Source organism: Candidatus Dormiibacterota bacterium (assembly GCA_035544955.1).
Taxonomy (GTDB): domain Bacteria; phylum Chloroflexota; class Dormibacteria; order CF-121; family CF-121; genus CF-13.
Map to the genome: position 1 here is coordinate 47,855 of DASZZN010000041.1, position 23,950 is coordinate 71,804.

The 23,950-nt window shown below is 66.4% G+C and carries 24 protein-coding genes; 6 read left to right on the top strand and 18 right to left on the bottom strand.

From position 1 onward, the window contains the following. Window positions 1–5: 5 nt before the first annotated feature. Entirely contained in the window at window positions 6–1,517 is a 1,512-nt protein-coding gene (locus VHK65_14935; protein HVS07440.1) for a serine hydrolase domain-containing protein, read from the bottom strand. Next, window positions 1,514–1,708 carry a hypothetical protein gene (locus tag VHK65_14940; GenBank protein ID HVS07441.1) on the bottom strand — a complete coding sequence of 65 codons (195 nt, stop codon included), beginning with the start codon at window positions 1,706–1,708 and terminating at the stop codon, window positions 1,514–1,516. The genes VHK65_14935 and VHK65_14940 overlap by 4 nt, the downstream gene beginning before the upstream one ends. 449 nt (window positions 1,709–2,157) lie before the next feature. Here VHK65_14940 and VHK65_14945 point away from each other — a divergent pair, with 449 nt between their 5' ends. From VHK65_14945 to VHK65_14955, 3 genes are all read left to right on the top strand, one after another. Beyond that, window positions 2,158–2,532: a hypothetical protein gene (locus VHK65_14945; protein HVS07442.1), complete on the top strand. Its 375-nt coding sequence runs from the start codon at window positions 2,158–2,160 to the stop codon at window positions 2,530–2,532. A 24-nt stretch (window positions 2,533–2,556) separates the two neighbouring features. After that, window positions 2,557–2,790 carry a hypothetical protein gene (locus tag VHK65_14950; GenBank protein ID HVS07443.1) on the top strand — a complete coding sequence of 78 codons (234 nt, stop codon included), beginning with the start codon at window positions 2,557–2,559 and terminating at the stop codon, window positions 2,788–2,790. Window positions 2,791–2,938: 148 nt separating this feature from the next. Next, complete coding sequence (locus VHK65_14955) at window positions 2,939–3,844, top strand: C39 family peptidase (GenBank protein HVS07444.1); 906 nt, start codon at window positions 2,939–2,941, stop codon at window positions 3,842–3,844. Between the two features lie 54 nt (window positions 3,845–3,898). On the opposite strand, the gene VHK65_14960 is transcribed toward VHK65_14955, so the two are convergent. The 4 genes from VHK65_14960 to VHK65_14975 are packed head-to-tail and all read right to left on the bottom strand — an operon-like array spanning window position 3,899 to window position 7,636. After that, the gene (locus VHK65_14960) at window positions 3,899–4,348 is read right to left on the bottom strand and encodes a hypothetical protein (protein ID HVS07445.1); all 450 of its coding nucleotides are present in this window, start codon (window positions 4,346–4,348) and stop codon (window positions 3,899–3,901) included. Continuing rightward, entirely contained in the window at window positions 4,345–6,309 is a 1,965-nt protein-coding gene (locus VHK65_14965; protein ID HVS07446.1) for a FixH family protein, read from the bottom strand. The genes VHK65_14960 and VHK65_14965 overlap by 4 nt, the downstream gene beginning before the upstream one ends. 1 nt (window position 6,310) lies before the next feature. Then, window positions 6,311–6,976 carry a hypothetical protein gene (locus VHK65_14970; GenBank protein HVS07447.1) on the bottom strand — a complete coding sequence of 222 codons (666 nt, stop codon included), beginning with the start codon at window positions 6,974–6,976 and terminating at the stop codon, window positions 6,311–6,313. 57 nt (window positions 6,977–7,033) lie between these two features. Next, a complete protein-coding gene (locus VHK65_14975) occupies window positions 7,034–7,636 on the bottom strand; it encodes a hypothetical protein (GenBank protein ID HVS07448.1) in 603 nt (200 codons plus the stop codon). A gap of 69 nt (window positions 7,637–7,705) precedes the next feature. Between VHK65_14975 and VHK65_14980 the strand changes: the two genes are divergently transcribed. Then, window positions 7,706–8,413 (top strand): hypothetical protein, encoded by a 708-nt coding sequence (locus tag VHK65_14980; GenBank protein ID HVS07449.1) that lies wholly within the window; start codon window positions 7,706–7,708, stop codon window positions 8,411–8,413. A gap of 8 nt (window positions 8,414–8,421) precedes the next feature. On the opposite strand, the gene VHK65_14985 is transcribed toward VHK65_14980, so the two are convergent. From VHK65_14985 to VHK65_15010, 6 genes are read right to left on the bottom strand one after another with little or no spacing between them, the layout of a single operon-like run. Beyond that, on the bottom strand, window positions 8,422–9,171 hold the full coding sequence (locus VHK65_14985; GenBank protein ID HVS07450.1) for a VIT1/CCC1 transporter family protein: 750 nt from the start codon (window positions 9,169–9,171) through the stop codon (window positions 8,422–8,424). A 26-nt stretch (window positions 9,172–9,197) separates the two neighbouring features. Beyond that, on the bottom strand, window positions 9,198–9,638 hold the full coding sequence (locus VHK65_14990) for a Fur family transcriptional regulator (protein HVS07451.1): 441 nt from the start codon (window positions 9,636–9,638) through the stop codon (window positions 9,198–9,200). Beyond that, window positions 9,635–10,435 carry a cytochrome c oxidase assembly protein gene (locus VHK65_14995; GenBank protein HVS07452.1) on the bottom strand — a complete coding sequence of 267 codons (801 nt, stop codon included), beginning with the start codon at window positions 10,433–10,435 and terminating at the stop codon, window positions 9,635–9,637. Before VHK65_14995 ends, VHK65_14990 begins: the two co-directional genes overlap by 4 nt. Before the next feature lie 23 nt (window positions 10,436–10,458). Beyond that, window positions 10,459–11,220, bottom strand: a complete 762-nt coding sequence (locus VHK65_15000) for a hypothetical protein (GenBank protein HVS07453.1) — start codon at window positions 11,218–11,220, stop codon at window positions 10,459–10,461. After that, entirely contained in the window at window positions 11,217–11,819 is a 603-nt protein-coding gene (locus VHK65_15005; protein HVS07454.1) for a CPBP family intramembrane glutamic endopeptidase, read from the bottom strand. The genes VHK65_15000 and VHK65_15005 overlap by 4 nt, the downstream gene beginning before the upstream one ends. Further along, the gene (locus VHK65_15010; GenBank protein HVS07455.1) at window positions 11,816–13,066 is read right to left on the bottom strand and encodes an ABC transporter substrate-binding protein; all 1,251 of its coding nucleotides are present in this window, start codon (window positions 13,064–13,066) and stop codon (window positions 11,816–11,818) included. The genes VHK65_15005 and VHK65_15010 overlap by 4 nt, the downstream gene beginning before the upstream one ends. An 85-nt stretch (window positions 13,067–13,151) precedes the next feature. On the opposite strand from VHK65_15010, the gene VHK65_15015 reads away from it, so the two are divergent. Further along, complete coding sequence (locus VHK65_15015; protein HVS07456.1) at window positions 13,152–13,457, top strand: hypothetical protein; 306 nt, start codon at window positions 13,152–13,154, stop codon at window positions 13,455–13,457. A gap of 2 nt (window positions 13,458–13,459) precedes the next feature. Then, window positions 13,460–15,007, top strand: a complete 1,548-nt coding sequence (locus VHK65_15020) for an APC family permease (GenBank protein HVS07457.1) — start codon at window positions 13,460–13,462, stop codon at window positions 15,005–15,007. A 16-nt stretch (window positions 15,008–15,023) separates the two neighbouring features. Here VHK65_15020 and VHK65_15025 read toward each other — a convergent pair whose 3' ends face one another. The 6 genes from VHK65_15025 to VHK65_15050 all read right to left on the bottom strand — a co-directional run bounded on the left by VHK65_15025 (window position 15,024) and on the right by VHK65_15050 (window position 23,949). Continuing rightward, entirely contained in the window at window positions 15,024–15,575 is a 552-nt protein-coding gene (locus tag VHK65_15025; GenBank protein ID HVS07458.1) for a hypothetical protein, read from the bottom strand. Window positions 15,576–15,795: 220 nt separating this feature from the next. After that, entirely contained in the window at window positions 15,796–16,716 is a 921-nt protein-coding gene (locus tag VHK65_15030) for a CDP-alcohol phosphatidyltransferase family protein (protein ID HVS07459.1), read from the bottom strand. Window positions 16,717–16,770: 54 nt separating this feature from the next. Next, window positions 16,771–18,954: a transglycosylase domain-containing protein gene (locus tag VHK65_15035; protein HVS07460.1), complete on the bottom strand. Its 2,184-nt coding sequence runs from the start codon at window positions 18,952–18,954 to the stop codon at window positions 16,771–16,773. Window positions 18,955–19,058: 104 nt separating this feature from the next. Further along, window positions 19,059–20,492, bottom strand: a complete 1,434-nt coding sequence (locus tag VHK65_15040) for a proton-conducting transporter membrane subunit (GenBank protein HVS07461.1) — start codon at window positions 20,490–20,492, stop codon at window positions 19,059–19,061. Further along, complete coding sequence (locus VHK65_15045; protein ID HVS07462.1) at window positions 20,489–22,009, bottom strand: NADH-quinone oxidoreductase subunit M; 1,521 nt, start codon at window positions 22,007–22,009, stop codon at window positions 20,489–20,491. Before VHK65_15045 ends, VHK65_15040 begins: the two co-directional genes overlap by 4 nt. Beyond that, window positions 22,006–23,949 carry a proton-conducting transporter membrane subunit gene (locus VHK65_15050; GenBank protein HVS07463.1) on the bottom strand — a complete coding sequence of 648 codons (1,944 nt, stop codon included), beginning with the start codon at window positions 23,947–23,949 and terminating at the stop codon, window positions 22,006–22,008. The genes VHK65_15045 and VHK65_15050 overlap by 4 nt, the downstream gene beginning before the upstream one ends. Window position 23,950 lies beyond the last annotated feature (1 nt).

A 23,950-nucleotide genomic window follows, 5' to 3' on the forward strand; every position in this document is an offset into this window, starting at 1 on the left:
CCAGTCTAGGTCGGGCGGCGGATCGCCAACACCAGCCGAACGATGCCGCTCGCCAAAAGCAGAAGGGCAAAGACGAAGAGCCACTGGCCAATGTCGACGTTGAGCAGGTTGCCGAACCACGGCGCGCCCAAGGCCGCAGGAACGCCTAGGAGGATGGCGACCGGTACCCAGAACTCGCGCCAGATGGGAACGACCCATTGGAAGAACACAGTCCGGACCCGCGCCAGCCGGCCGGTCCGCACCTTCCGCCGTCCGCGGACGATGCGCGCGAGGTTGCGAACGGCGAGGGCGATAACTAGCGCAGCGACCGCGTCGAAGACTAGGTACAGTCCAGCCAACGTGCCGGCGAGGGGCCGGTTAGTCAGCAGGCTGGCGACGTTGTCCGCGATGATGTCGATCCGGGCCAGGGTTTCGTACAGGATGGACTCCACGTTGGTTAGGAGTATCACGCCCCAGTTCTCGGCAGGCAGCATGATGACTATCGAGTGCATGCTGGCGGCGCTGCCGTTGTGCCAGATGGTATCGCGTAGATTGCTGCGTGGCCCGTTAAACCAGCCCATCGCATAGGACCCACCCTGGGCGCTTAAGCCAGCCGCAGCGGCGGGCCGATGCAACTCCGCGACCCCGGCGGCAGAGAGGAGGCTCGCTCCAGTCGACGGGTATTGCCCATTGTTGAGCTGGGCCGCGACAAAGTGGCTCATGTCTTCGGCCGACGACATCAGAAAGCCGGCCGGGACCGTGTCCGAGCGAAAACCAGCTCCCTGAGCATGGGCCTGCTGCATGCCGAACCATAGGGTCGACGCCGACGCCAGGCCGTCACGCTTTGCGGCGTCGAGGGAGGCGAAGCTGTGCTCCATGCCCAGCGGGGCGAAGATGTGCTCCTGGACATAGTCGCCGTATCCCTGGCCCGAGACGGTCTCGACCAGCCGGCCGAGCACCTCATAGTTGGAGTTGGAGTACTCGTACTGCCGACCAGGCTGGGCAGACGGGGTCACTGTCACCAGGGCCCGAACCTGGGCTTCTAACGAGCTGACCGGCTCGCTGAGGGGCGTGATGCCAGCCGAGGTAGGGATGCCGCTGGTCTGGTTGAGGAGGTGTCGAGTCGTCATCGCAGCCGAGGCATGCGGATCAGCAAGGCGAAATTCGGGGAGGTACCGCTGGACCGGAGCGTCGAGGTCGACCTTCCCGGCTTCAGCCAGCTGCAGGACCGCCACCGCCGTGAATGACTTGCTGATCGATCCGATGATGAATGGCGTCTGCGGCGTAACCGGCCGTCCCCCGGAGTCGGCCCGGCCGAAACCCTGCAGATGGGTCACCTGGGCCCCGTGCACGATGCCGAGAGCGAGCCCCGGAATGCGCGCCTCGTTGACCTGGTCCTGCACATAACGGTCGACAGCCGCATAGTCCGGGCCCGAGTCGGCGAAGACCGGGGTGGCGGCAGCCGTCAAGGGGATGAGCGCGCCCAGAGCCGCTAGTCCCGCTGTCCATCGTCGGCGGAGATTTTGAAGGGTGCTCACGCCTGCGGCACCTCCCGCCCCGACCCTCCTGCGGAAGGTGCGAGGTGGATTCCCAGGCCGTACTTGATCACGGCATCAATGTGGTCGTCGACTCTCCACTGCGCCTCGGATGCCCACACTTGCTCGATCAGCTCGGCCAACTGCGCGTCTAGATGTCCCGTCGGAGCTTGGGTCGTTTCCTGGCGACGCATTTTTCTCGCCTCCTGTGTCTTGATTGAGGCCAACGTAGGTCTGTGAGAAGCGAGAAAAATCCGGGTCAGTACTGATCTACTACGTAATCCGCGGCCTAACGGGCCGGCCACACAACGTCGCGGCGAAAGAATGGAGGGCCCCGCAGTCTGCGCCCGTCGCTGGCACTCCCCCTCCCCGACTACGTAGATCGTCCGTGGCTCCACGGATGGCGCCCACCGTTTTCGACCCTAACCTCGAAACCAACGTGTTCATCGCTCGAAGGGCGTCTGCGCCGCAAGCCCAATTTCGTGCGTCTGATGGGCGGAATTGCCGAATTGATAGCTCGGGAGGTAAACAAATGCGCAAGTTGATCATCGTTCTGTTCGCGGGCGTGGCCGCGGTGATGTCAGCGTGTGGGCCATCCCAGTCGACCGCAGGGCCTGCCGCTACACCAAGTCCATCTGGCTCCGTGACCACGCAGCAAATCGCTGCGCTGGCAGAGCAGGTGTTTCCGAAGCTGGCGCAGGATGGGCGCTACGGGGTCTGCGGTCTCGACGGGAACGTCAGCGCATGCCCCTACACCGACCGGCTGAAGGCTCGCCTAACTGAGTTGCGCCAAACGCTCGCCCGCGCCCAGAATCCGTCAGACACGCGCGTCGTTACGGCCGAGATCATGAGCCCGGACGCTGGCATCGCCCACGTCAAGCTGTTCGGCGGTCGTCAAACGGTGGACCTCTGGGTTGTGCAGCGGAATCACGCGCTCCTCGTCGATGACTCCGTCTGCGCCGGCCGGAAAGAGACGAGCATCTACGCGACGTTCGTCGCTTGCGGTGCGGCCGCCTAGGCATCGCGCACCTGAGGAGACAAGATGATGGCCACGACTACGCGGATCCAGGAGCATCCGTTTCAACTCCCGCATCTGCTGGCGATTGTCGTCGTCGCACTTGCTCTCGTACTCGGCTTCCTGGCCATCGATGCGCTTACGTCGATCGGCTTGGTAACCCGCACCGTAGCGGTGGAAACCGAGACGTTTCATGTCGTGGCCAAATACACACCGCTGAAGCTTGTCGCACCCTCGCCCAGGGCACACGCCGCGAACTGATCTAGCCCACTTCCCTTCCCTCGAGGCGCCGTTCCCCCCGGCGCCTCTTTCTTTTTTCGGTATCCGCTGCGTGATTCCTCGGATGTTTGGCCCAGCCCTCCGGCCGGACGATCAAGGTGCGATCAAACCCACTCGGAGGGAAGCAAAAATGAATCCGCAGAGCTCGACTCGAAAGCGATCGGTGTTTCGTTCGCTGACCTCGACTCGCACGCGACGGCTTGGTGTAGCCGTCCTCCTGGTCGGTGTTGTTATCGGGGCAACTGGCATCGTCCGCAATAGCCTGTTGTCGTCGCTCGGGAGCCAGACGGCGGTCGCCGACTCGGGTGGTTCAACGCCCGACCGAAGCCCAATCACCACCACGCCGAGCGCCACGCCGACGACTGCGCCAACCGATTCGCCGACGGCTGTTCCGACGGTTGCGCCGACGGCCCGGCCAACGGCAACGCCAGCCCCGCCGCAGTCGGTGTTCACCATCCCGGTTCCGGTGATCCGCCAAACCATGGTGCTCGACTGCGAAACGGCCGCGTTGCAAATGGGGCTGGCGACCTACGGCTATTACTACAGTCAGGACGCGCTCTTCGCGCTCGAAAGTCCTGACCTGCGGGCGCCGGTCATGGGACCGAGTCACACCGTCCTTCGTTGGGGTGATCCCTACCGCCAATTCGTCGGCAACGTCAACGGCAGCGACTGGATCCCAACGGGATACGGCGTGTACTACCCGGTGATCACGGCGATCGCGCAGAGCAAGGGCCTGACTAACGCCATCGGTGGTGAGGGGTATGCACCGGACACCGTCTATCAGGCGCTCGCCACCGGCCACGCGGTCCAGGTCTGGATCGAGACCAACTGGATCCGCACGTTCGTTGGAACGTGGACCGCCTGGGACGGCCGCGCCGTGAGGTATTCGTATGCCGAGCACTCGGTCGTCTTGAGTGGGGTATCCCCGACTCAGGTCCGGGTCAACGATCCGCTGCATGGCACCCAGTACTGGGTCAGTAAGGCGCTCTTCGAAACCAACTGGGCCGACTTCAACAACATGGCAGTGATCTTCTGATGGCCGTCCTACCCCGCTGGGGCGAGGAGCTGGGCCAACGGCCAGCCCTTCGAATCAAGGCGATGGCGTTGGGGCAGGCTGATATTCGACGATGACTTTGGTGATCACCCTCGGGTCGAAGGGGATGTGATCGGCGGCCACGAACTCGCCCTGCACCACGTGCGGCCCGGGCGCAAACGGCTGCATGGAGACGTCTTGTGACAGTTGATAATTCATCGAGATCAGGCGGCCGTCGATGGAGAGATGGATGTGGCCGGTATCTGGGGTCAGGTTCTTGGTCGTGACGTCGACGATGCGGGCCCCGGCCAGGTGGAATTCCACGTGAAGCGTGGCGGTCGTCACCACGGTGTTGGCAGACGGCTGCGCGATCGTGAGGGTCGCCGTCGACTTGGGCCGCGCGCTCGCACTCGGGCTCGGCGTCGGCGTTTGGCCGATCAGCGGCAGACTGCAGGCGGAGAGGGTGACAATCGCGCCGGTGACCGCGGCGAGCAGCCGCTTGTTCATTTGATGGTCTCCTCGAAGCTAGCCTGGTAGGTGTCGCCATCCGCCGACGTAGCGGTGATATCGAACCGCCAGCGTCCAGCGCCGAGCGCACCTTGGCCGATGAAGTGTCCAACCTTATCGAAGCGCGATGCCTGCAGGTCAAGGGTGGGTCCAGTTGCGGGCGTTGCGCTGATGACCGTCCCATCGGTCATTGGGAGCTCGGCGTTTCCCTGGAAGAACGTGGCGTGCACGGCATTGTTGCCCGCCGTCCCCGGATCGACATAGAGCTGCAGCGACCGACCCTTCGACAGCTCAACGGTGTAGACCGTCGGCAGGCCGGCGATGACCTGTGCGCTGATGCGCTCCGGTGGAGCCGCCGTCGTAACCATCAGGGGCACCTCGGCCGAATCGAGGCCATGTTCGACCACCACCGTCACGCTCCATCGACCCGCCAGTGCGACGGTCGGTGCGGTCGCACTGTAGGAGCCATTGCCTTTCGGCTTGAGCTCGAGCGTCGATTCTCCAACATTGGGGCGCCCGGGGAACGCGAACCGCAGCGCGACCCTTGTGGCGTCGACCGGCCGGCCGGTGTCGTAATCGCGGATGCTGACGGTGAAACGGTTAGAGCCCGGATATCCGGGTATGGCGATCAGTCGCACCCTGACCGTGGTCCCCTGATCGTGGCCATCGACCACGACCTGCTGCGGAGGTAACGCGGCCGTGGCCGATGTATAGCTCGGCGGCGGCAGGGCGGTAAGCACCGCCGCCACCCCGATGACGACAGCCGCGACGGCGACCTCGAACCGGCCGACCCGGTGCAGACCGGTCAGGCTCCATTCGGCCCTCGGCACGTTGCGGTAGCGGTTGATCGCCCCCAGCCCCGCGAGGACGACGAAGAGGCCGACCTTGACCAGCACCAGACCGCCGAACACCGTCGACCAGAGGCGCGATAATGCTCCGACCTCATCGATGGCCCGCAGGGCGCCGGTGACCCCGACCGCGACCAGCGCGAACGCGGCGACGAAGGAGAATCGTCGGACCGCGCGCGCGGCGAGGTCGCGCGGCAGACCGCGCACACCGATGAGCAACGCGCTCAGTCCGCCGATCCAGACGCAAAAGGCCGTCAGATGAGCCCATTGAGCCGGGAACATCAGCCAGGCCACATGGCTCGCGCTGGCGTGCGTGGTCAGGACGTGGGTAAAGATGGCGACCAATGCGAGGGCGCCCGCCGCGCCGAGCACGACGCGATTGTTGGGGGCGCGCCATCGCCAGGCCACGGCCAGGGCGACCCCAGCGAGCGCGATGGGAACGACCTGTTCGAGCAGGTTTCCGCCGAGCGAGGTGGAGACGAAGTCTCCCAAGGTGACCGACGCCGCCTCCCGTTCCGCCTCGGCGGCGACCGCGAGGCCGATCACTGCCACACCGACGCCGGCGCCCGCCATCGTGAGCAGCCGTCGTGACGGAGCCCGGAAGGCGAACAATGAAATCCAGGTCCCACCCAGCAAGACAGCGAGACCCACGTAAAAAAGCCAGCGGCCGGCAATGCCGAGTGGCGACGGCGGGGGCGTCGACGGTGCCGCCGCACCGCCAGGCGGGGATGAGCCCGTTGGCGACGCACCGACCCCGAAGGCAAAGAATCCACCGGCCACGTGACCATCGACGGCCGAGACCGTCGTCCAGGTGACGGTGTAGACGCCATTGGGGAGAGACGGCAACGCGACGGTCAGCGTGGAGCGGTCACCCGGCACAGGGCGCACGCCACTGCTTTCCAGCCGCCGGCCACCGACATTGAGGACGTGAATAACCGACAGGCGTGGGTCCGGCCACTCCGTGAAGGTGATGCTCACCTGCGTGGGGGCACGCTCGAGGTTCGCGCCATCGGCCGGCGTCGACGAGCTCATCAGCGCGTGCGCGTCGGCGCCCATGCCGGCGCTGAGCACACCGGTCAGCGAGAGCAGGACCGCGGTAACGAATCGGCGCACGCTAGCGGGCCGCCGCCCTCCTGCCGCGAGTCAGCGTGATGATCAGGGCCACGGTCCCCAGCGCACCGAGTACGATGCCGGCGATCGCCAGGTTGCGCGCCAGCTCGGCGTCATTCTTTGCCGTCCCCTGGGCCGCGGTAATCCTGGGATCGATCCGGTCGAGCTTCTGGGCGATTTGCCCGCGGCTTGGATCCTGTGCGGGAAACTCGACGGCCGTCGGCTCCTTCACCGCATCAAAGGTGGTGGGGCTGGACGTGAACGATTGGTCGACGGCCTGGCCCTTGACGGTGCCCGTGAAATGGAACGTGTAATTGCCGGCTCGGGTGGGGATCAGGCTGGCCAGATACTCTCCCTGCATGCCGAGCCCGGTATCCGGATCGTAGGTCGCCGTCAGGCTGAGCGCGGGCATCTTCTGCGCCTGGTAAATCACCTCGACCTTGAGGGTATCCCCCAGGTCGCTGACCGGGTTGCCCTTCGAGTCTTTGAGCAGGAACTGAATCGCGTTCTGCTCATCGGCATAAGCTGGCTCGTGCAGCCAGCCAACCGTGAACTGGTAGGCGCCGACGGTGCGCACCTCGTGAGCCGACGCGGGGACGACGGCGGCCAGCGCGACGACGGTCGCGACACCGGCGGCCGAAAGCAGACGGAACGGAATGAACCTGCGCATGATGCTCTCCTTGACGGATGATGTTTCATGCCGCGCCCGAGCGCGGCCGACGTCACGTCAGATCGAGCGGGGCGGACCGCGACGCCGGTACCATCGCTGGTCGCGAAGGTCGACCGGCCATACCGGGGAGGGAAGCGCTCGAATGGCCAGCGGCCTGGCCGGCACGCGTACGTGAACGGCGAAGATGACCCGCATCGCCTCTGCGCCCAGGGCGAGGTACGCCCGCAGCCAGGCCACCACCCACGCCGCCAGCGCCGCCAGGGGGAGTTGGACGCAGATGGCAAGGATGAGCATCGCCGCGACGTCAGGCGTCATCCGGACCGACAGCGCCTCCAGCGTCTCCTTGCTGACAAAGAGCGAACACTGAACCATGGCCAGCACCAGAAACGTGCCGCGCAGCCCCGTCGTCGAGACCCGGCGATTGCCAAGGATCAGGCGGATCGACACCACCGCGATCAGGGCAAGGGCGAGTGCGACCAGCAACGAGAGCGCGCTCAGCGAGAAGATCCTCGGGTAGTACGCGTGACTGCCCTGGGACTGGACTTTCCAGGCCATCGATGGACCGTAGCGGAGGGCGTAGGCCGCGGCATGACCGACCGGCTCGAGCAGTGCCGCGAGCACGAACGTGGCAAACAGGCGCCCCGTGGGGAATCGCCTCATCGCCCGGAGTATAACCCGCGTTCCGTAAGAGATTGATCAGAGTTCACCGCGGGTAGCAATACTGATCGCGTGAGCAAGAAAGGCAAGCGAAAGAGGGTCGCCAGCGGCTCTCAGCCCGGGCCAGCACGGGCCGCTCAGGGACGAACGAATTCGGGGCGAGTTGGGACGCCACGCCGACGGACCAAGCCGAATCGCCGCCGGCTGGCCTTCATAGCCGGGACGATCGCCGCGCTCCTCATCCTGGCGGCGTTGATCGTCGTTAACCAGCTGCCCAACAACAGCCTTACACTCCTGGCGGGAACGGACGAGCAGGCGCAGGGGCAGGCCGTCGACGCCATCAGTTGCGACACCTCAGAGCAGGTCGTGTACCACATCCATGCCCATCTGGCGGTGTACACGAATGGCAGGCCACGCATCATCCCGCAAGGCATCGGCATCGTTCCGCCAACGCAGACGGTTCAGACCTCGGCGGGCCCCTTCGTGGTCTCGGGCACGTGCTTTTACTGGCTGCACTCCCACACGGCGGACGGGATCATCCATGTCGAGTCACCAAGCCAGCGGGTTTACACGCTGGGCAACTACTTCGATATCTGGAACCAGCCGTTGAGCGCGACGCAGGTCGGGCCGGCACACGGGACCGTCACCGCCTACGTCGACGGCCGGCCCTTTAACGGGGATCCACGATCGATCCCCCTCAACGCGCACACGCTGATTCAGCTCGACGTTGGCGGCACGTCACCCGGTCCGCAGCCCTTCACTTTCCCCGCCGGCTTGTAGCCTGGTCGTTAGGCGCCGCTCACATGCAAAAGGCGTCCGATTCCGTAGCCCGCCGCGGCGGAGACCATGCCGATGATCGTCATCTGAAGACCGCTGATTCGCCAATCGCCAACGAGCGTCAGCGCCTTGTAGGCGCCGACGGCAAACAGCACCCCGGCACACAGCGGCACCGCCATGATGGTGGCCGCGGTCACGGAGATCCCAAAGAGCGGTACGAACAGAAACGGGATCAGTGGAATCAGCGAGCCGATCAGGGTCGAGAACCCGGTGACCAGCGCACGGCCAACCGCGTTCGTACCGGCACCGGGCATGAGATGGAGCTCATCGCGCATCATCGTTTCCACCCACACCTTCTTGTCGCTGGTGATCTCTTTCACGACGCGCTCCAGCACCTCGCCATGCAGGCCCTTGTCGCGGAAGATCTGGCGCACCTCCTCCGTCTCGACGTCGGGCAGCTCCTCGACTTCTTGTTGCTCTTTAGCCAGCATCGCCATGTAGTAATCCCGCTCCGCCAGGGTGGCGGTATAGATCACGCCGGCCATGGCAATCGACTCCGAGAAGGTGGCGGCTAGCGCCGCCGCCAGGATGATCCGCAGCTGCGCCGTCGCGGCGGCGACGCCGAGCACCAGCCCCAGGACATTGACCAGGCCGTCCTGGCCGCCGAGGATGATGTCGCGAAGGGACCGGCCAAGCCCGCCTTTGTCGGCATCGGACTCGTGCAGCGGTTGCGTCTGGCGGACAGGCTCCGGCTCAGCCATCGGTCCCTATCTTCGCAGTTGGGTGGCTAGCGAGTCCGCGACGCTTTGGCCTGGCAGCGCGCGCAGCGGCCGTGCACGACGAGATCGGCGTTACTCACCACGAAGTCATGTTCGTCCGTGATGTGGTGGAGCACCGGCACCATGTGGTCGCCCTCGATGTGCAGCGTCGAGCCGCACTGGTCGCAGACCAGGTGGTAGTGATCGGTCCCCTCTTCGGCTAGCTCGTAGTAGGCGCGGTCCCGGATCCGGGTCTCTTTGACGAGACCCAGCTCTTCCAGCACCTCGAGGCAGCGGTAGATCGTCGCCAGGTTGAAGCGGGGATATTGCCGGCGGATCTGGGCCAGGATGTCCTCGGCGCTGAGGTGCTTCTTGCTCTGCCGCAGCGTGTCCCAGACCAGCTGGCGCTGCATCGTCAGCCGGTATCCCGAGGTATGCAGCGCCTCGGTCGCCGACGGCCGTGCCTTCATCGCCTCATTGTGGCAGGGCTCTCGACCTCGACCATCGCTCGATCGCCAGCTGTGGCAGCTTTGTCATCGAGTCGGAAAAAGATCACCCAGATGGCCGCGAAGTAGATCAGGTTTCCCAGGCCGAACATGACCAGCCCGGCGATCAGCTGGTCGTCAAGCGGCGAGAGTGGCGTCACTCGCGGCGCGGCGGCATAGAAGGGATAGATCACGACCGGCGAGAGGATGAACGCGAGGCCCAGGATCGTCGGGGGCACGCCGGCAAAGCCGAGGTACGCGATTTTTCCCATCATGCTCATGGCGTCCCGGCGGTCCGCCGGTACCAGGAGGGGCCACCAGAAAAGGACCCCCGCCGCGAGGAAGGTCATGTGCTCGAGGACATGCAGCGGTTCATTCCGCAGCGTCGCCTCGTAGAGGAACGGCAGGTGCCAGGCGGCCAGCACCAGGTTGAAGATCACGTTCGCCGCAAGCGGCGACACCCGGAACCGATTGAAGGCCCGCCATTGCGCAGGCATGCCGAGCAGCAACAGTGGCGGAACGATCATCGCCAGCAGCAGGTGCTGGAGCATGTGCAGGCTGAAGAGGTAGCGATCGCCACCGGTATCGATCGGGGAGGCCAGGGCGAGAAAGAGTGTCAGCAACCCGCCCGAGAAATACACCCGCGCGAGCGGCGACCACGATGCCGACGACCCCCTGCGCAACAACCAGATGTAGGCACCGGCCAGAGCCAGCAACCCGGCGAGTACGGTTGGCTCCCATGTCCAGCTGGTCAAGGTCAGGCTGGCATGAAGTGGATTCACAGGATCACGATACCGAATGCGCGCTAGCGCTTTTGGCGGGGTTTAGTCATTCGTGGCTTCGCCGATTGTTGGTGCCGTCGGCGGCGGATCTCCTGGAAGATCGCGATCGCCCCAAAGAGGATCACGAACGCCAGGATGCCGAAGAACTCGAGATAGCGGCCGAGGTCTGAAAAGACGCTCGGGCCCGGCGCGCCTGTCGGCGCGGTCGCCGCGTACTCGCCGAAGCCGGGCGCGTTGACGCTGGCGTACGGGTCGCCGCCGGGGGCGATCAGGGTCGGCAGCGGGCGCCAGCTACTGCCGTCGTTGTACTCGATCTCCTTGAAGGCGCCCGGTGGGAACCGCATCGTCAGGTGATAAGCCGAGACGACCGTGACCGGCCCGCCGCCGGGTTCGCCGACACACGTAACCCGGTAGACATTGCCACGGATCTCGACGCCTGCCGGCGGGGCTGGCGGATTCGGGTCGGGCTCGATCGTGCACTTCACGCTTGTCGCCCCGGCAGGCGCTTTAAACGCGCCGGGACCGAAATACATCACGACCTGGTTGTCGCCGGTCTGGACGCCGCCACCGGCGACCTGGCCGTTCTGCACCGGCAGCGTTGTGTCGCCGGGTAGCGGCGGCTTGTTGCCGGCCGCCAGGTTGGGGGGCGGCGACTCCCACCGATAGGGCTCGGGCGGCACGATGATGCCGTCGTAGATCGGCGGGGCGGCGACCCGGCCGTGGAGCAGGGCCGCGGCGATCAGCCCCAAAGTGAGGGCAAGCAACCCGGCGCGCCGCGCGGTCATGCCCAGAACCAGGCACCCCAGTCGGCCACGGTATGGGCCACGACGCAGGGCCACACGCGCCCGGTCAGCGCCCGAAGGCCACCGAGCGCGAGCCCGACGGCGGCGTCCAGCGGCATGGCCCCAAGTCCATACCGGGGAAGGTGGATCAGGGCGAAAACGGCGGCACCCACGACGATGGCAGCCACGGTGCCAGCTTCACCCTCCCATCGCCGATAGAGCACGCCGCGAATCGACGTCTCCTCGAGTGTGGCGACCAGTGTGGCAATCGCAGCCCAGGGTAAGAACGCACCCCACGGTCGCGAGCTGAGCGACCCGGTCGCGACCGGCGCCAACAGGATCGCCCCGACCATGAGGCCCGCCACCAGCGCTCGCACAGTGCCCATGGCCCCCGCCCTGGCCAGAGCCCCGACCCGACCCTCGCCCGCGAACGGGGGAGAGAAATTGCCAAACCAGGTGATGGCAAGAAGACAGCCGGCGAAGATGATCGTACTGAACAGGTCCCCAAGCGGAAACAGCAGCGCCCGGACGAGCGCGGCACCCAGGATCAAGCCGGTGACCCGCGCGGCCCGCCGCGGCGCGGCGAGTCGGACCTGGATCACCGCGGCAGCGGGATGAAGTCCGGTGAGCCGGTCGCGAACACCGGCGGGTACACCGTCACACTGTGGCGGACACCCTGCCACTGCCAGATGACGCTCGCGGCCCGCGTGTTTTGCCCCATCGCCTCCGGGGTGGCCGCAAACTTGACCCCGGCACCGTTCGCCAGCGTCCCGTCGGGCAGGTCGAGACTGCGGGCGGCTGCCGCCATACCGCCGGCACCCAGGTCATGGGCGCGCGGCATTACGTAGTGGAACAGGGTCCAGGCGGCGCTGAAGCCTGCCAACGATTCCTCGCTGGGGTCACTGCCGAACTCGCGCCGGTAGGCGGCCGCGAAGCGCGCGTAGATCGCCCGCCCGGTCTCGTTCAGGGCGCTGGGGTTGAAGCCGTGCGGCGGCCGATCCGCGGCGAAGACGCCGATGGCATCGGCGCCCAGCATCGCGCCGAAGTCCGGAACGCATTGGGCCATCGTCGAGCCGATGAAGGCGTCGACATGAAGGCCATTCTTCAGCATGGCACGCCGAAAGTCGACGCCGTCGGCGATGTACGAGGAGAGCACCAGGATGTTGGGCCTCGCAGCCCGAACCTGAGTCAGGACAGAGGCCCAGTCGGGCCCGTGCGCGTCGTAGACAACGGTCGCGACGATCTGGATGCCATCGAGCGCAGCCTGTTGGGCGACAGCCGACGCCACCGAGGTCGGGTAGCCATCCTGGTTGTGGACAATCGCCATCCGAAGGCTCGAGGCCGACATGTTGAGCCGCGGCGCGAGCACGACCGCCGCGAAGTGGCTGGCCATCGTGCCGAGGTTCTGGCCGGTCGCCCCGACGCGGAAGACGAGTGGATAGCCCCGACCGGTCAGCTGGTCCGCCACGGCGCCAGCTTCCCAGTAGAGGAGCCCGCGCGATTGGGCCTCGACGCTGACAGGGATTGAAAGGCTGCTCGAGTACGAGCCCAGGATGGCCTGGACGCCCTGAGCCTGCAGCTCCTGCGCGCGGCCGGCCGCATCGGCCTCCGATGTCAGCTCCTTCGTGATCAAAGCGATGGGCGCGCCGGCGACCCCGCCGTCGGCGTTGGCGAGATCGCGGGCAATCTGGACGCCGGCGTATTCCTGCTTCGCGAGCGGGGCTTGCGGCCCGGTCAGAGGGAAGACCGCGCCAACCTTGATACTGGCGGCTCCCCCCGGGGATGGTGCCGTCGCGCAAGCGGCGCAGGCGAGGACCAGCCCCATGGTGGCGAGCTGCCGAAATCGCACCGAACGCATTCTAGTGCCCGATCGCCCTACGTTCGGTTTGGCAATTCTGTGGCCCGCGCTAGACAGCCTATTGTTTGACGAAGCCATGGCCGCTCAGCCGGAAACAGCGCTGAACGTCGCACGGCGGCATCACGGTCGCCCCCTCGGCCCATTGCTCTGCTGGGGCGTGGTCTTTGCCGACATCGGCACCTCCGTCTACTACACGCCCGGGATCCTCTTCAACCAGGTCGGCGCGCATGCGGCGCTCTTCGTGTCGATGACGCTGGCCGTCTTCATCCTGTTGACCGTCAAATACGCGGAGGTTGCGGCCCGCTATCCGGAGGGTGGCGGCGTGGTAACGGTTGCCACCCGCGCCATCCATCCGCTCGCGGGGGCGCTGGGTGGCCTCTGATACTGGTCGATTACTTTCTGACCGCGGCACTGAGCGCGCTGTCGGGGGTCATCTACCTCAGCATCATCGTCGGACCGCTCAAGTCGGTGCTGGTCGAGGCGACCGTCGTTTCGCTGGTGCTCCTGGCCATTCTCAACTGGGCCGGCATCAGTGCCAGCGCCAAAACCAGCCTCGTTTTCGCCGTCCTGGCGGGCGCGGCGCAGCTTGCCACGGTCGTCGCGGTGATCATCCACGTCGGGCCGGCGCATATCGGCGAAACCTTTCCACGCATGTTCTCCGGGCCTCACCTGACGCCGCTGACCCTATTGACCGGCTATGCCGGCGCGTTTCTGGCATTCTCCGGACTGGAGAGCATCGCGCAGCTCTCGCCGGCGATGGCCGAGCCGCGAAAGAAGGTGGCACGTCGGGCAATGCTCCTCGTGGTGATCACGATCGGGCTGACGAGCCCGCTCCTGACGCTGTGGTCGACCACGCTACTCTCGAATGCGAAGAACGCGGACCCCAATCAGTTCGTGTCCTTGCTCGGAGGCTATGCCGCGGGCCAGTGGCTTTCGTGGTCGGTCGCCATCAGTGCCTCGCTCCTTTTGGTCTTCGCCAGCAACACCGCGCTGATCGGCAGCTACCACGTCTTTCTGGCGCTTTCCAAGATGCGGTTTCTGCCGCGGATCGTCGAGCGGCGCAACCGGCTGCGGGACACACCGACCGTTGCCATCGGCCTGGCGGTCGGTATTCCGGTCGCGATCGTCATCCTGTCGCGGGCCAACGTCGGGCTTCTCGGCGACCTCTATGCCTTTGGACTGCTCGGCGCCTTTTCAATGACATGTATTGCGCTTGACATCGTGAGATGGCACGACCACTGGCGAGGGGTGGCATTTTATGTGGGAGTCCTGACCACCGCATTGGTGACCCTGGCCTGGACGACGAACCTGTTCGCCAAGCCGCTCGCCACCCTGTTTGGCGGCGGGATCACGTTGGTGGGGATGATCATTGCGGTGACCACGTACTACCTCGAGCAGCACCATGGCCTACCGGCTGTCTTCCCCCATGTCCATCGCGAACAGCATCCGATCGTGATGATCGCGCGGGGCCGGCGGATGCGCCCCTGCAACGTGCTTGCCATCCTGTCTCACGAGCCGGTGGAGGCGGAGGCGATCGTCGATGCCGCCGCGACCGCTGCCCATGGACAACCGATCGTCTTCCTTTATGAGGGGGCTCCATCACGTCGCAGCGGCCCGCCGAACCTGATGGAGGTGGTCGACCCGTACCTCAATGACCGCACCGCGCAGGAGGTGTTCGGCCGAGCCGAGCGCGACGCGCGCGGAAAGGTTCCCGACCGACGCTACGTGTACGTGCCGTGGAACGCCCCGCTCGCTACCGTGCGGCAGATCTGGGACAACGTCCGCCCGCAACAGACACTAACCATCGGCGAGGACGACGAGATCGGTGGCATCCCCGACCAGCGGGTTGAGCGCCGGCTGGAGGGCTCTGTACAGATCCTCCATTATTTTCATGAACGCGCCGCCGGCGGGGGTGTACGACCGACCGCCTGAGCAACTGGCCCGACGGTCAGTCGGCGGTGATGACTACGACGTCCTCAAATGAGGGGCCATCAACCTGGAGAGCGTAGCAACCGATTGTCGCCGGGTAGATGGACAAGGCGTCTTCGGTCCCCAGATCGATCACGCGCTCATAGAAGGTGGCGCTCACCCCGCCTCCAGATGACAGCGTGACCCCCGTGTCCGAGTGATCCGCGGGACTCCCGCTGAACTTGAGCGAGCCGCTTCCATCCACACGACCGCCGCGAAATAGCACTGGCCCGCGGGCGCCGTCCGCGAGGACCCAGACGGTCTTGTTCCATGGGAAATGGCCATGCGGCATCGGCCCACCCAGGTAGAAGGGTCCGTGACCGCGCGGATCTCCGATGCCGAGTTTCCGGCTGACGACGGGTGTCACCGGACACGCTGATCCCGACCGCACCGCCGGCAGCTTCAGCGGTCGCGCCAGCAACGTGGCGGCATTCGCCGTCGCCTGAGGACTCGACGAAGGAAGCAACGCCGAACTCTGCCCGCAGCCAGCGAGCAATGTGGCGAGCACACACGCGATAACGGCGAGCCTCATCGCCTCAAGTACATCGCGAGGCGACATTCAGTTCCCGCGAGGGGCGGCCGCCTTACCGCTGGCGCCGGCGCTTTTGCCATCGCTTGTGGACGTCCATCAGTGTCTCCCCGCGGTGACGGCTGCCCGGACGCGGACGGGTCGGCGGCAAGCGGGTGCCCCACCAGAGCAGTAGGCCAATACCGAGGCCGATCAGGACGACAGCGACGATGGGTCCAGCCAGCTAAATCTGCTCGATGCCCTTGATCAAGATGGTCACAAACGCACCCAGCGCCGTGAGCCCGACGGCCAGGTAGAAGAGCGGCGCAATGACGTGGAAGGGCAGCCCGAGCGCGGCGGCCGCCGCCGCCGCAAAGACAGTCAGCGCGATCCCCGCCGACGAGGCTCGTCCCCAGGGCGTGTGGCGGACCCGAAGCGTGCGGCGGCGGATCAGCAGGAACGTGATGCCGCCCACGATCGGGAAGGCGTAGCGTAGCGTGACGAGCGCGGCCAGCCACTGCGGCAGGATGCCGATCACGGCCAGCGAGATCGCGGCGACGCTGAAGAAGAGCCCGTCCATGAAGGGGTCGTAGAGCCGGCCCCAGCGGGTCGAGGCATGGCGACGGCGGGCCAGCCAGCCGTCCAGTAGATCCGTGAACGCCGCCAGCCCGAACACGAGGACCAGTGGGATGTAGACGCCGCCGCTGGCCCAATGCGCGCCCCAGGCGACCCAGACCGCCGCCAGCCCTCGCAGCTCGGTGAGGCGGTTCGGCCAGCCGAGCGATTGCTGCAGCTCGCCAGACTCGAGGTTGACCATCAGCCCGAGGTGCAGGGCCAGATCGAACATCAGCACGCCCCAGCCCACGAGGCTGGTTGCGATGAACCAGATGGCATCGGTGAGGCCGAAGGAGCGAAACACCGCCAGGCTTGCCAGCACGATGCCGAACACCCCGGCGACCGTGAAGCGCAGCCAGGATGCCCGCAGCTCCTCGTTCATCCCAAAGATCTGCATCGACCGGATCCAGGAGGCACGCCAGAACGCGCCCCAGGCTTGCCAGCTATAGCCGCCCCGCTTGAGGTCGTGGAGGAGGCCGATGACGAAAATGTTGGGCGGGAGGTCAGGCTCGTCCTTCCCCTTCGACGTCTCGCTCGGGCGGCGCACCATCACCTGAGTAAAGGCGCTTTCGCGCGACGCGTCAAGGACCGTTCAGTCTGGCACCTAGGGTACGATCGGCGGTGGCGAAGTGCTCGGAAGCGGGGGCAGCGACGGCAGCGCGCCTGGGAGCCCCGCGGCGCCGCCTGGAGGCGCCCCGCCGGCCGGGGTGGGTGTTCCGCAGCTGGCGAGGGGCAGGGCGGGATCCGGTTTGACCGCTAGGTCCTGGATCGCCAGCTCGGGCGCCACGTCCGCGGGCGCGGGCTGCCCGGTGAGCTTGCAGAGCGCCATCTGCACCACGTCGGCCGGGCGCGCCCAATCGGCGGGCTTCTTGGAGCCGTAGTAGGCCTTCATGAACTGCCTCCACGAGGACGCCGGCCCGACCTCGCCCCACAGCCCGTTCATCGACTCGTTGTGCGGGGTGGGCTGGCTGACCGTCCGGCCCATCCAGGAGGCGACGACCAGGTCGGATGTGTAGCCGATGTACCAGGCATCCTTGAAATCCGTGGTGGTGCCGGACTTGGCGGCGACCGGGAACCCCATCGAGGGATGGACGGCGCCCTTGAGGATGTCGGTCAGCAGGTAGGTCGCCGAGGCCGGCAGCACCCGCTCCCCGGCATCGGGTTGCGGCGGGTTGGACTCGAGGAGGGCGCCCGCGGCGTCCCGAACCTCGAGGACCGCCAGGGCTCGAACGCGATGGCCGCCGTTGGCGAACGCGCTGTAGGCGGAGACATGGTCGATCATGCGAAGTTCGCTGGCGCCGAGCGTGGTCGGCAGGCTCGGATCGAGCGGGGTATTGATCCCGAGGCTGCGGACCGTCGCGAAGACCTTCTGGATGCCGACGTCCTTGAAGAGGTGCACAGACGAGATGTTGCGCGACTTCTGTAACGAATCGCGCAGCGCGATCGTGCCGAGCTCGCGCGCGTCCCAGTCGTGCACCGGGTAGCCCGGGAAGGCGTGGGCACCGTTGCTGTCATCGAGAGGCGATGCCGGCGTCCAGCCATTCATCAAAGCCGTGATATACGTGTACGGTTTGAACGACGAGCCGGGTTGACGCAGCGCCGTGGTGTAGTTGACCTGGCCGCCGATATCGGCGTTGGAGTAGTCCGCGCTGCCCACCATCGCCAGCACCTCACCGGTGTGTGGGTTCATGACCAGCATCGAGCCGTTGTTGACCCGGTTGCTCTTGGCGTAACGGCTGATGCCGTCGTGGACGGCCTGCTGCGCCAGCGCCTGGGTCTTGGGATCGAGCGTCGTCACGATCTTCAGGCCGGCTCGCAAGAGGTAGCTCGGATCGTAGCGCTGCTCCAGCTCACTCCAGACGTAATCGACGAAGTGCGGGGCGATTGAGGCACGCTGGCCGACCGCCGCCTGATGCGCGGCCGCCAGCTTCGGCGCCAGATCCTCCGCATATGCCTTGTCTGCGACCGCGGCGGTGATGTAACCGTCGCGCACCATCGCGCTCAGGACGTCACGCTGGCGGCCGCGGGCATGCGCGTAGCCCTCGGTCAAGAAGGGATTCAAATAACTTGGGCGTTGCGGCAGGCCCGCGAGGAAGGCCGACTGCGCCAGATCGAGACGGCGCGCGGAGGTACCGAAGTAGGTCTGCGCGGCCGCCTCCACCCCGAACGATTGGTTGCCGTAGAAGATCGTGTTGAGGTACATCTCGAGAATCTGGTCCTTCGTGTACTGCCGCTCCAGCTGGATGGAGAGCACCAGCTCGCGCGCCTTCCGGTCGAGACTGCGGCTGCTCGAGTCCAGCAGGTAGTTCTTGACCAGTTGCTGGGTGATGGTGCTGCCACCCTGGGCCGCCCGCTGGTGCAGCAGGTCGTAGACGCCCGCCGCGAGCATCCGCACCGGGTTGACCGCCCCATGGTTGTAAAAGTCCTTGTCTTCGATCGAGATGGTGGCGTGTCGCAGGTCCCAGGACATCTCGTTGAGGGGGACGACCGTGCGTCGCTGCTGGTAGCGCTCTTCGAGCAGCGTGACCCCGTCCCGCGCGTAGATCCGAGTCGTCTGGGGCAGGTTGCGGGCGCTGAGGTGGTCCAGGCTGGGTAGCTCTCCCGCGTAGGTGTAAAGGAGCGTCCCCGTCCCGACTACGATGGCGAGCAGACCGGCCGTCGTGAGGAGCAGGATGCGGCGAAGCCAGTGCGGCGCAGCCCGCCGGCTGGACGGTAGGCGAGCCGGCGCTCCAACCGTGGGATGGCGTCGCGAGCCGCGTCGCCGGCGCCGGGCGGGGGGAGGACCCATGGGGCGCCCGGTAAACGAGGACATTGGGCCGAAGGTTACCCCACGCGCCGACAATTTTCCCTCCCCGCTTGCGGGGGAGGGTCAGAGTGGGGGTGCGATCACTCTTAGTGAAAAAGTGCCGCCGTGCCGTAGCTGGCGGCGGCGTAGAGGGGCCCGAGCAGCAGTCCCAGAAAGACCACACCCAGAGAGGACAGGGAGACCGCCACTTGAATGCCGCGGTCGAGCCGAGCCGGCACGACCTCGAACACCGGCGGGTCGACGAAGGCGATGCGAAGCACGCGCAGGTAGCCGAAGGCGGCGAACCCGATATTGGCGACGCCCACCACCGCGAGCCAGGCGTAGCCGCTATTGACCACGGCCTGCAGGATGAGCAGTTTGCCGAAGAACCCGGCGACGGGTGGCAGCCCGATCAGTGAGACGAGCGCGATCGCGAGCGCGATCGCCAGGCCGGGTGCGGCGCGCGACATCCCAGCCAGGTCACGGATCGCATCGCTGTGCACCGAGCGCGCGTAGGCGATGACGGCGGCGAACGCACAGATGTTGCTCAGCGCCAGCGCCACCAGAAAGACCAACAGCGCGCTCAGACCCAGACCCTTGAGGTCGGTGAAGGCAGCCAGGGCGAATCCGCCCTGTGCCATCGTGGAGTAGACGATCAGGCGCCGGACGCTGGTCTGCATCAGGGCCAGCAGGTTCCCACCGGTCATCACCACCGCCGCCACGCCGGCGAAGACCGCCGCGTACGGAATCCGGCTGCTGGCAAAGGTCGACGCGGCGATGCGGGCGAAGACCGCGAAGGCGATCACGACGCCGGTCGACTGCACGAACATGACGACGCGCAAGGGCACGCCCGACTCGAAGCCTCGGGGCCACCAACGCACCGGGAGCAGTCCCATGCGCAGCGCAAAGCCGCCCAGGATCAGGCTGAGTGCCAGCAACACGGCCGGCTGGTTCGGCCCGAGGATGGCCATCGCTCGGCCGGTGGCCCGCAGCTGGGTCTCACCCGTCAAGCCGAAGACGAGCGCGAGACCGTAGAGCAGCAGCGCCGAGCTCGCCGTGCCCGCCACGAGGTAACCCAGCCCGGCGGTGGCAGGTGCGAGGCCGCGCCGCGCCAGCACGCTCAAGACATAAAGGTTGACGGCGAGCAGCTCCAATGCCAGGAAGAGCGAGACTATCTCGCCGGCGGAGGCAGCCAGCGTCGCACCCATGGTGGCCAGCAGAAAGAAGCCCGGAAGCGCGCCGGCATCTCCATCGCCGGGAAGGATGTCGGCCCGGCTGGCGAGCAGGGTGAGGGCAGCCGCCGCCAGCACGACGACGTCGATGACGATCGCGAAGCCGTCGAGCAGGAAGGCACCGTCGAGGATGTTGATCGTCTGCTTGAATTGCGTCGCCAACGCCAGGAATGCTGCGACCAGGGTGACCAGTGCGACCGTCGTCGTCGAGACGCTGGGCACGAATCGCGCCACGAGGAAAACGACGATCGCCCCCGCCAACAGCCACAGCTCCGGCGAAAAGGCGAGCAGGTTGCCGACGGTCTTCATCCGCCGCCTCGCGAGAGGAGGGTGATCACCGAGAAGTTGATGCTGTCCATCACGACAGCGGGCAGCAGGCCCAGCACCAGGATCAGCGACAGCAGCCCGATGGTATTGGCTAGCTCGAGCGTCCCGAGGTCGCGGAACCGTCCATGCCGCTCGGGCACGGTACCGAAGAAGATCCGCTGGACCGTCACGATCATGGCGCCGGCGACCGCCAGCACGCCCAGCAGGACCACAAGGGTGGCGATGCGATGGGTCGGGTAGGCCCCGATCACGATCATGAACTGGCCGAGGAAGCCCGCGAGACCGGGGAACCCGATGGCGGCCAGCGCGGCGAAGATCCAGAGGACGGCCCCCTTCCCCATCTGCCCGGCCATTCCGCCCATGGCCCGTATTGAGGTCGTGCCCGTGCGCTCGACGATGGCCGCCGCCAGCAGCACGAGCAGGGCGGCGGTGAGACCGTCGGCAACCATCAGCACGATGGCACCGTTGAGGGCAACAGGCGCGCTGGAGGCGGCCGCCAGCAGGACGAGGCCCATGTGGCTCATCACGACGTAGCCGACGAGGCGCCGCACGTCGTTCTGCGCCAGCACAGCGATCGCGCTCCACAGAACCGTGACCACGGCGATCACGACGACGGCGCCGGCGAACTTGTGGAACGCATCCTGGAACTCACCGACGTCGACGCGGATGATGCCGTACCCGCCGAGCTTGACGAGGACCCCGCCAAGGATCAGCGCGACCGGCGCCGATGCCTCTGCCTGCGCGTCGATGAACCAGGTGTGGAATGGGAAGACAGGAAGTTTGACGGCGAAGGCGATGAAAAAGAGCCAGGCGATCAGCGTCGCGATCGCGGTCGGCAGCACGACGTCGTGGAGCGTCACGATATCGAAGGTCCGAACCGGTGCCTTGAAATAGAGGATGAGGATCGCCAGTAAGAGGAGCGCGCTTCCCGCGATGTCGACGGCCAGGAATTTCCACGCGGCCTGCAGCCGGCGCGGGCCGCCGAAGCGGGCGATGAGCAAGAACATCGGCACCGCCTGCATCTGCCAGAAGAGGAAGAACAGCACGTAGTCGAGCGAGGCGAAGACACCGACGACGCCGGTCTCCAGAACCAGCAGCAGGATGAGGTACTCCTTCGACTGCTCGCGCACGCGGCTCGACGACAAAACGGCAAACAGGAACAGGAAGGTGCTGAGGAGCAGCAGTGGCATGCTGATGCCGTCGACGCCGAGGTGATAGCTCGAGCCGATGGCCGGCAGCCACTGCCGCGTCTCCTCATAGGCGTAGGCCCCGCTCTGGTCTCGGAAGCCGTACCACATGAAGACGGCAAAGGCGAGTTCCAGCGCCGTGGCGGCGATCGCGAACGACCGGATCCGCTGCCGATGCAGCTCGGTCCGGGCTGGGAAAAAGAGCAGCGCGAGCGCGGCAAGCGCCGGGACCCAGACCATCGCGCTGAGCAGCAACGTGGGCAGTGGGACGGGCGTGGCCGTCGTCGTCGGGATGGCCTGGAGAAGGGTCATCCTGCCTTCCCAATGATCCGGCCGGCAAGCACGATCGTGATGGCCCCCAACGCGACGACACCCGCGAAGAGACCGATCAGCAGCTGGCGAGCTCGCACCTGCGCCAGCCAGCCGCGCGGCTGCCCGGCGAAGGCGACACTGTCCGCGATCAGGTCCAGGGCCCCATCCACGACGTGCGTCTCGACCCATCCCGTGGCGCGGCTGACGGGGAGCAGGACGAAGGCGGCGCCAAGCCGGTAGGCCCGATCAACGAAGAGCCCCTCCCCCATCACCCGGCGAACAGGCTGAAGCGCGGCCGGCACGGCCAGCCGGCGCGCGTACACCAGCCAGCCCACCGCCGCGCCGGCGACGGCGGTGACGGCGATCACGACGGCTGCCACGTAGTGCGAGTTGGGCAACGGTACGCCCGGGAATGTGATCAACGCGATGGGATCGGTCCGCACCCCGAACCCGCGGAACCCGGCGATGATGCTGGCGATGGCCAGCAACGACATGGCGAAGGCGATGCGGCCGCCGGCGTCACGAATCCGCTCAGGGTCGAAACGGCGCCGGCGGGCCGTCTCGCCGGTGAAGACGAGCGCGAAAATCCGAACCAGCGCCATCGCGCCAAGAAAGGTCACCGCCACGATCACCACGATCGCCAGCGGGCTGCTCAGCGCGAGCCCCTTCGACATGATGGCGTCCTTGCTCCAGAAGGTGCTGAACGGAGGAATGCCCGCGCCGGCGGCAACCGCAATCAGCATCAGCCAACCCGTGAAGCGCATCCGTCCCCACAACCCGCCCATCTCCGCGAGCCGCTCGGTGCGGAGTTCGCGGATGATCACACCCGCGGCGAGGTAGAGCAGTGCCTTCGGCCAGGCGTGGGTAAAGAGCTCGAAGACGCCGGCGCCATAGGCGCCGATGCCAAGCGCCAGCAGCATCAAGCCGAGTTCGGCCATGGTGGTGTAGGCGATCGCGCGTTTCAGGTTGTCCTGGAAGAGCGCCCAAAGTAGGCCGAGTACCGCCGAAAGCGCGCCCGCGATGGCGAGCAGCGCGAGGGCTCGAGGGCTGACGTGGAACAGCGCGTAGGTGCGGGCGATGAGATACACGCCACAGACCGCGCTCCCGGCGGAGTGGATCAGCGCCGCGGCCGGCGCCGGTGCCTGGGCGCTGCCCGGCAGCCACACGTGCAGCGGGAAGATCGCCGATTTTGCCGCCGCGGCGATGAAGACGAGGATCGCCATGATGAAGAGGCCGTTCGAGCCGACGCGCCCGCCGGTGTACTGGCCCGCCAGCGTCTGGAAGTTGAGCTCGCTGAAACGAAAGTAGATGTAAGCGACGGCGGCGAGCAGCGCGAGGTCACCGATCGCCGAGATGATGAAGGCGCGGGTGGCGGCGGACGTCGCTTCCTCGCGCTGCCACCAGTGAGCGATCAACAGGTAGGTCGACACCGTCACCATCCCGAAGAACAGCAGCATTTCGAAGTAGCTGAGCGACAGCGTCACACCCAACATCGCGAAGGTGGCGAAGAGAAGGACGCAGAAGAAGCGCACGACGCCATCCTCCCGGCGCATGAAGGAGAGGGCATAGACCTGGACGAGCAGACTCACCAGGACGACCGCGAGCCCCGCGCTCGCGGCCAGCGGATCCGCCAGGACCCCCCATGGCAACGTGAACTCGGAGGCAGCACCGGACTGCCCCGTGAAGAACTGAAGAAAGGTGGCCGGCCGCTCGAGGTGCAGGGGGTGGGCGACCTCGATCGCGACAACGAGCAGCGCGCAGATCAGCGAGGCCAGCGTGAAAATGATCGAGATCGCCGCACTCACTCGCCGCGAGTCGACGGTGAAGGCCAGAATGACGAGGAGCGCGACCAGCGGGAGCAGTAGCGCGAACTGCGCCAGCAGGGTAGGGCTCCAGGTGTCGAGTGGCCCTTTGGGCGCCGCGGCAAGCAGGCTGAGCATC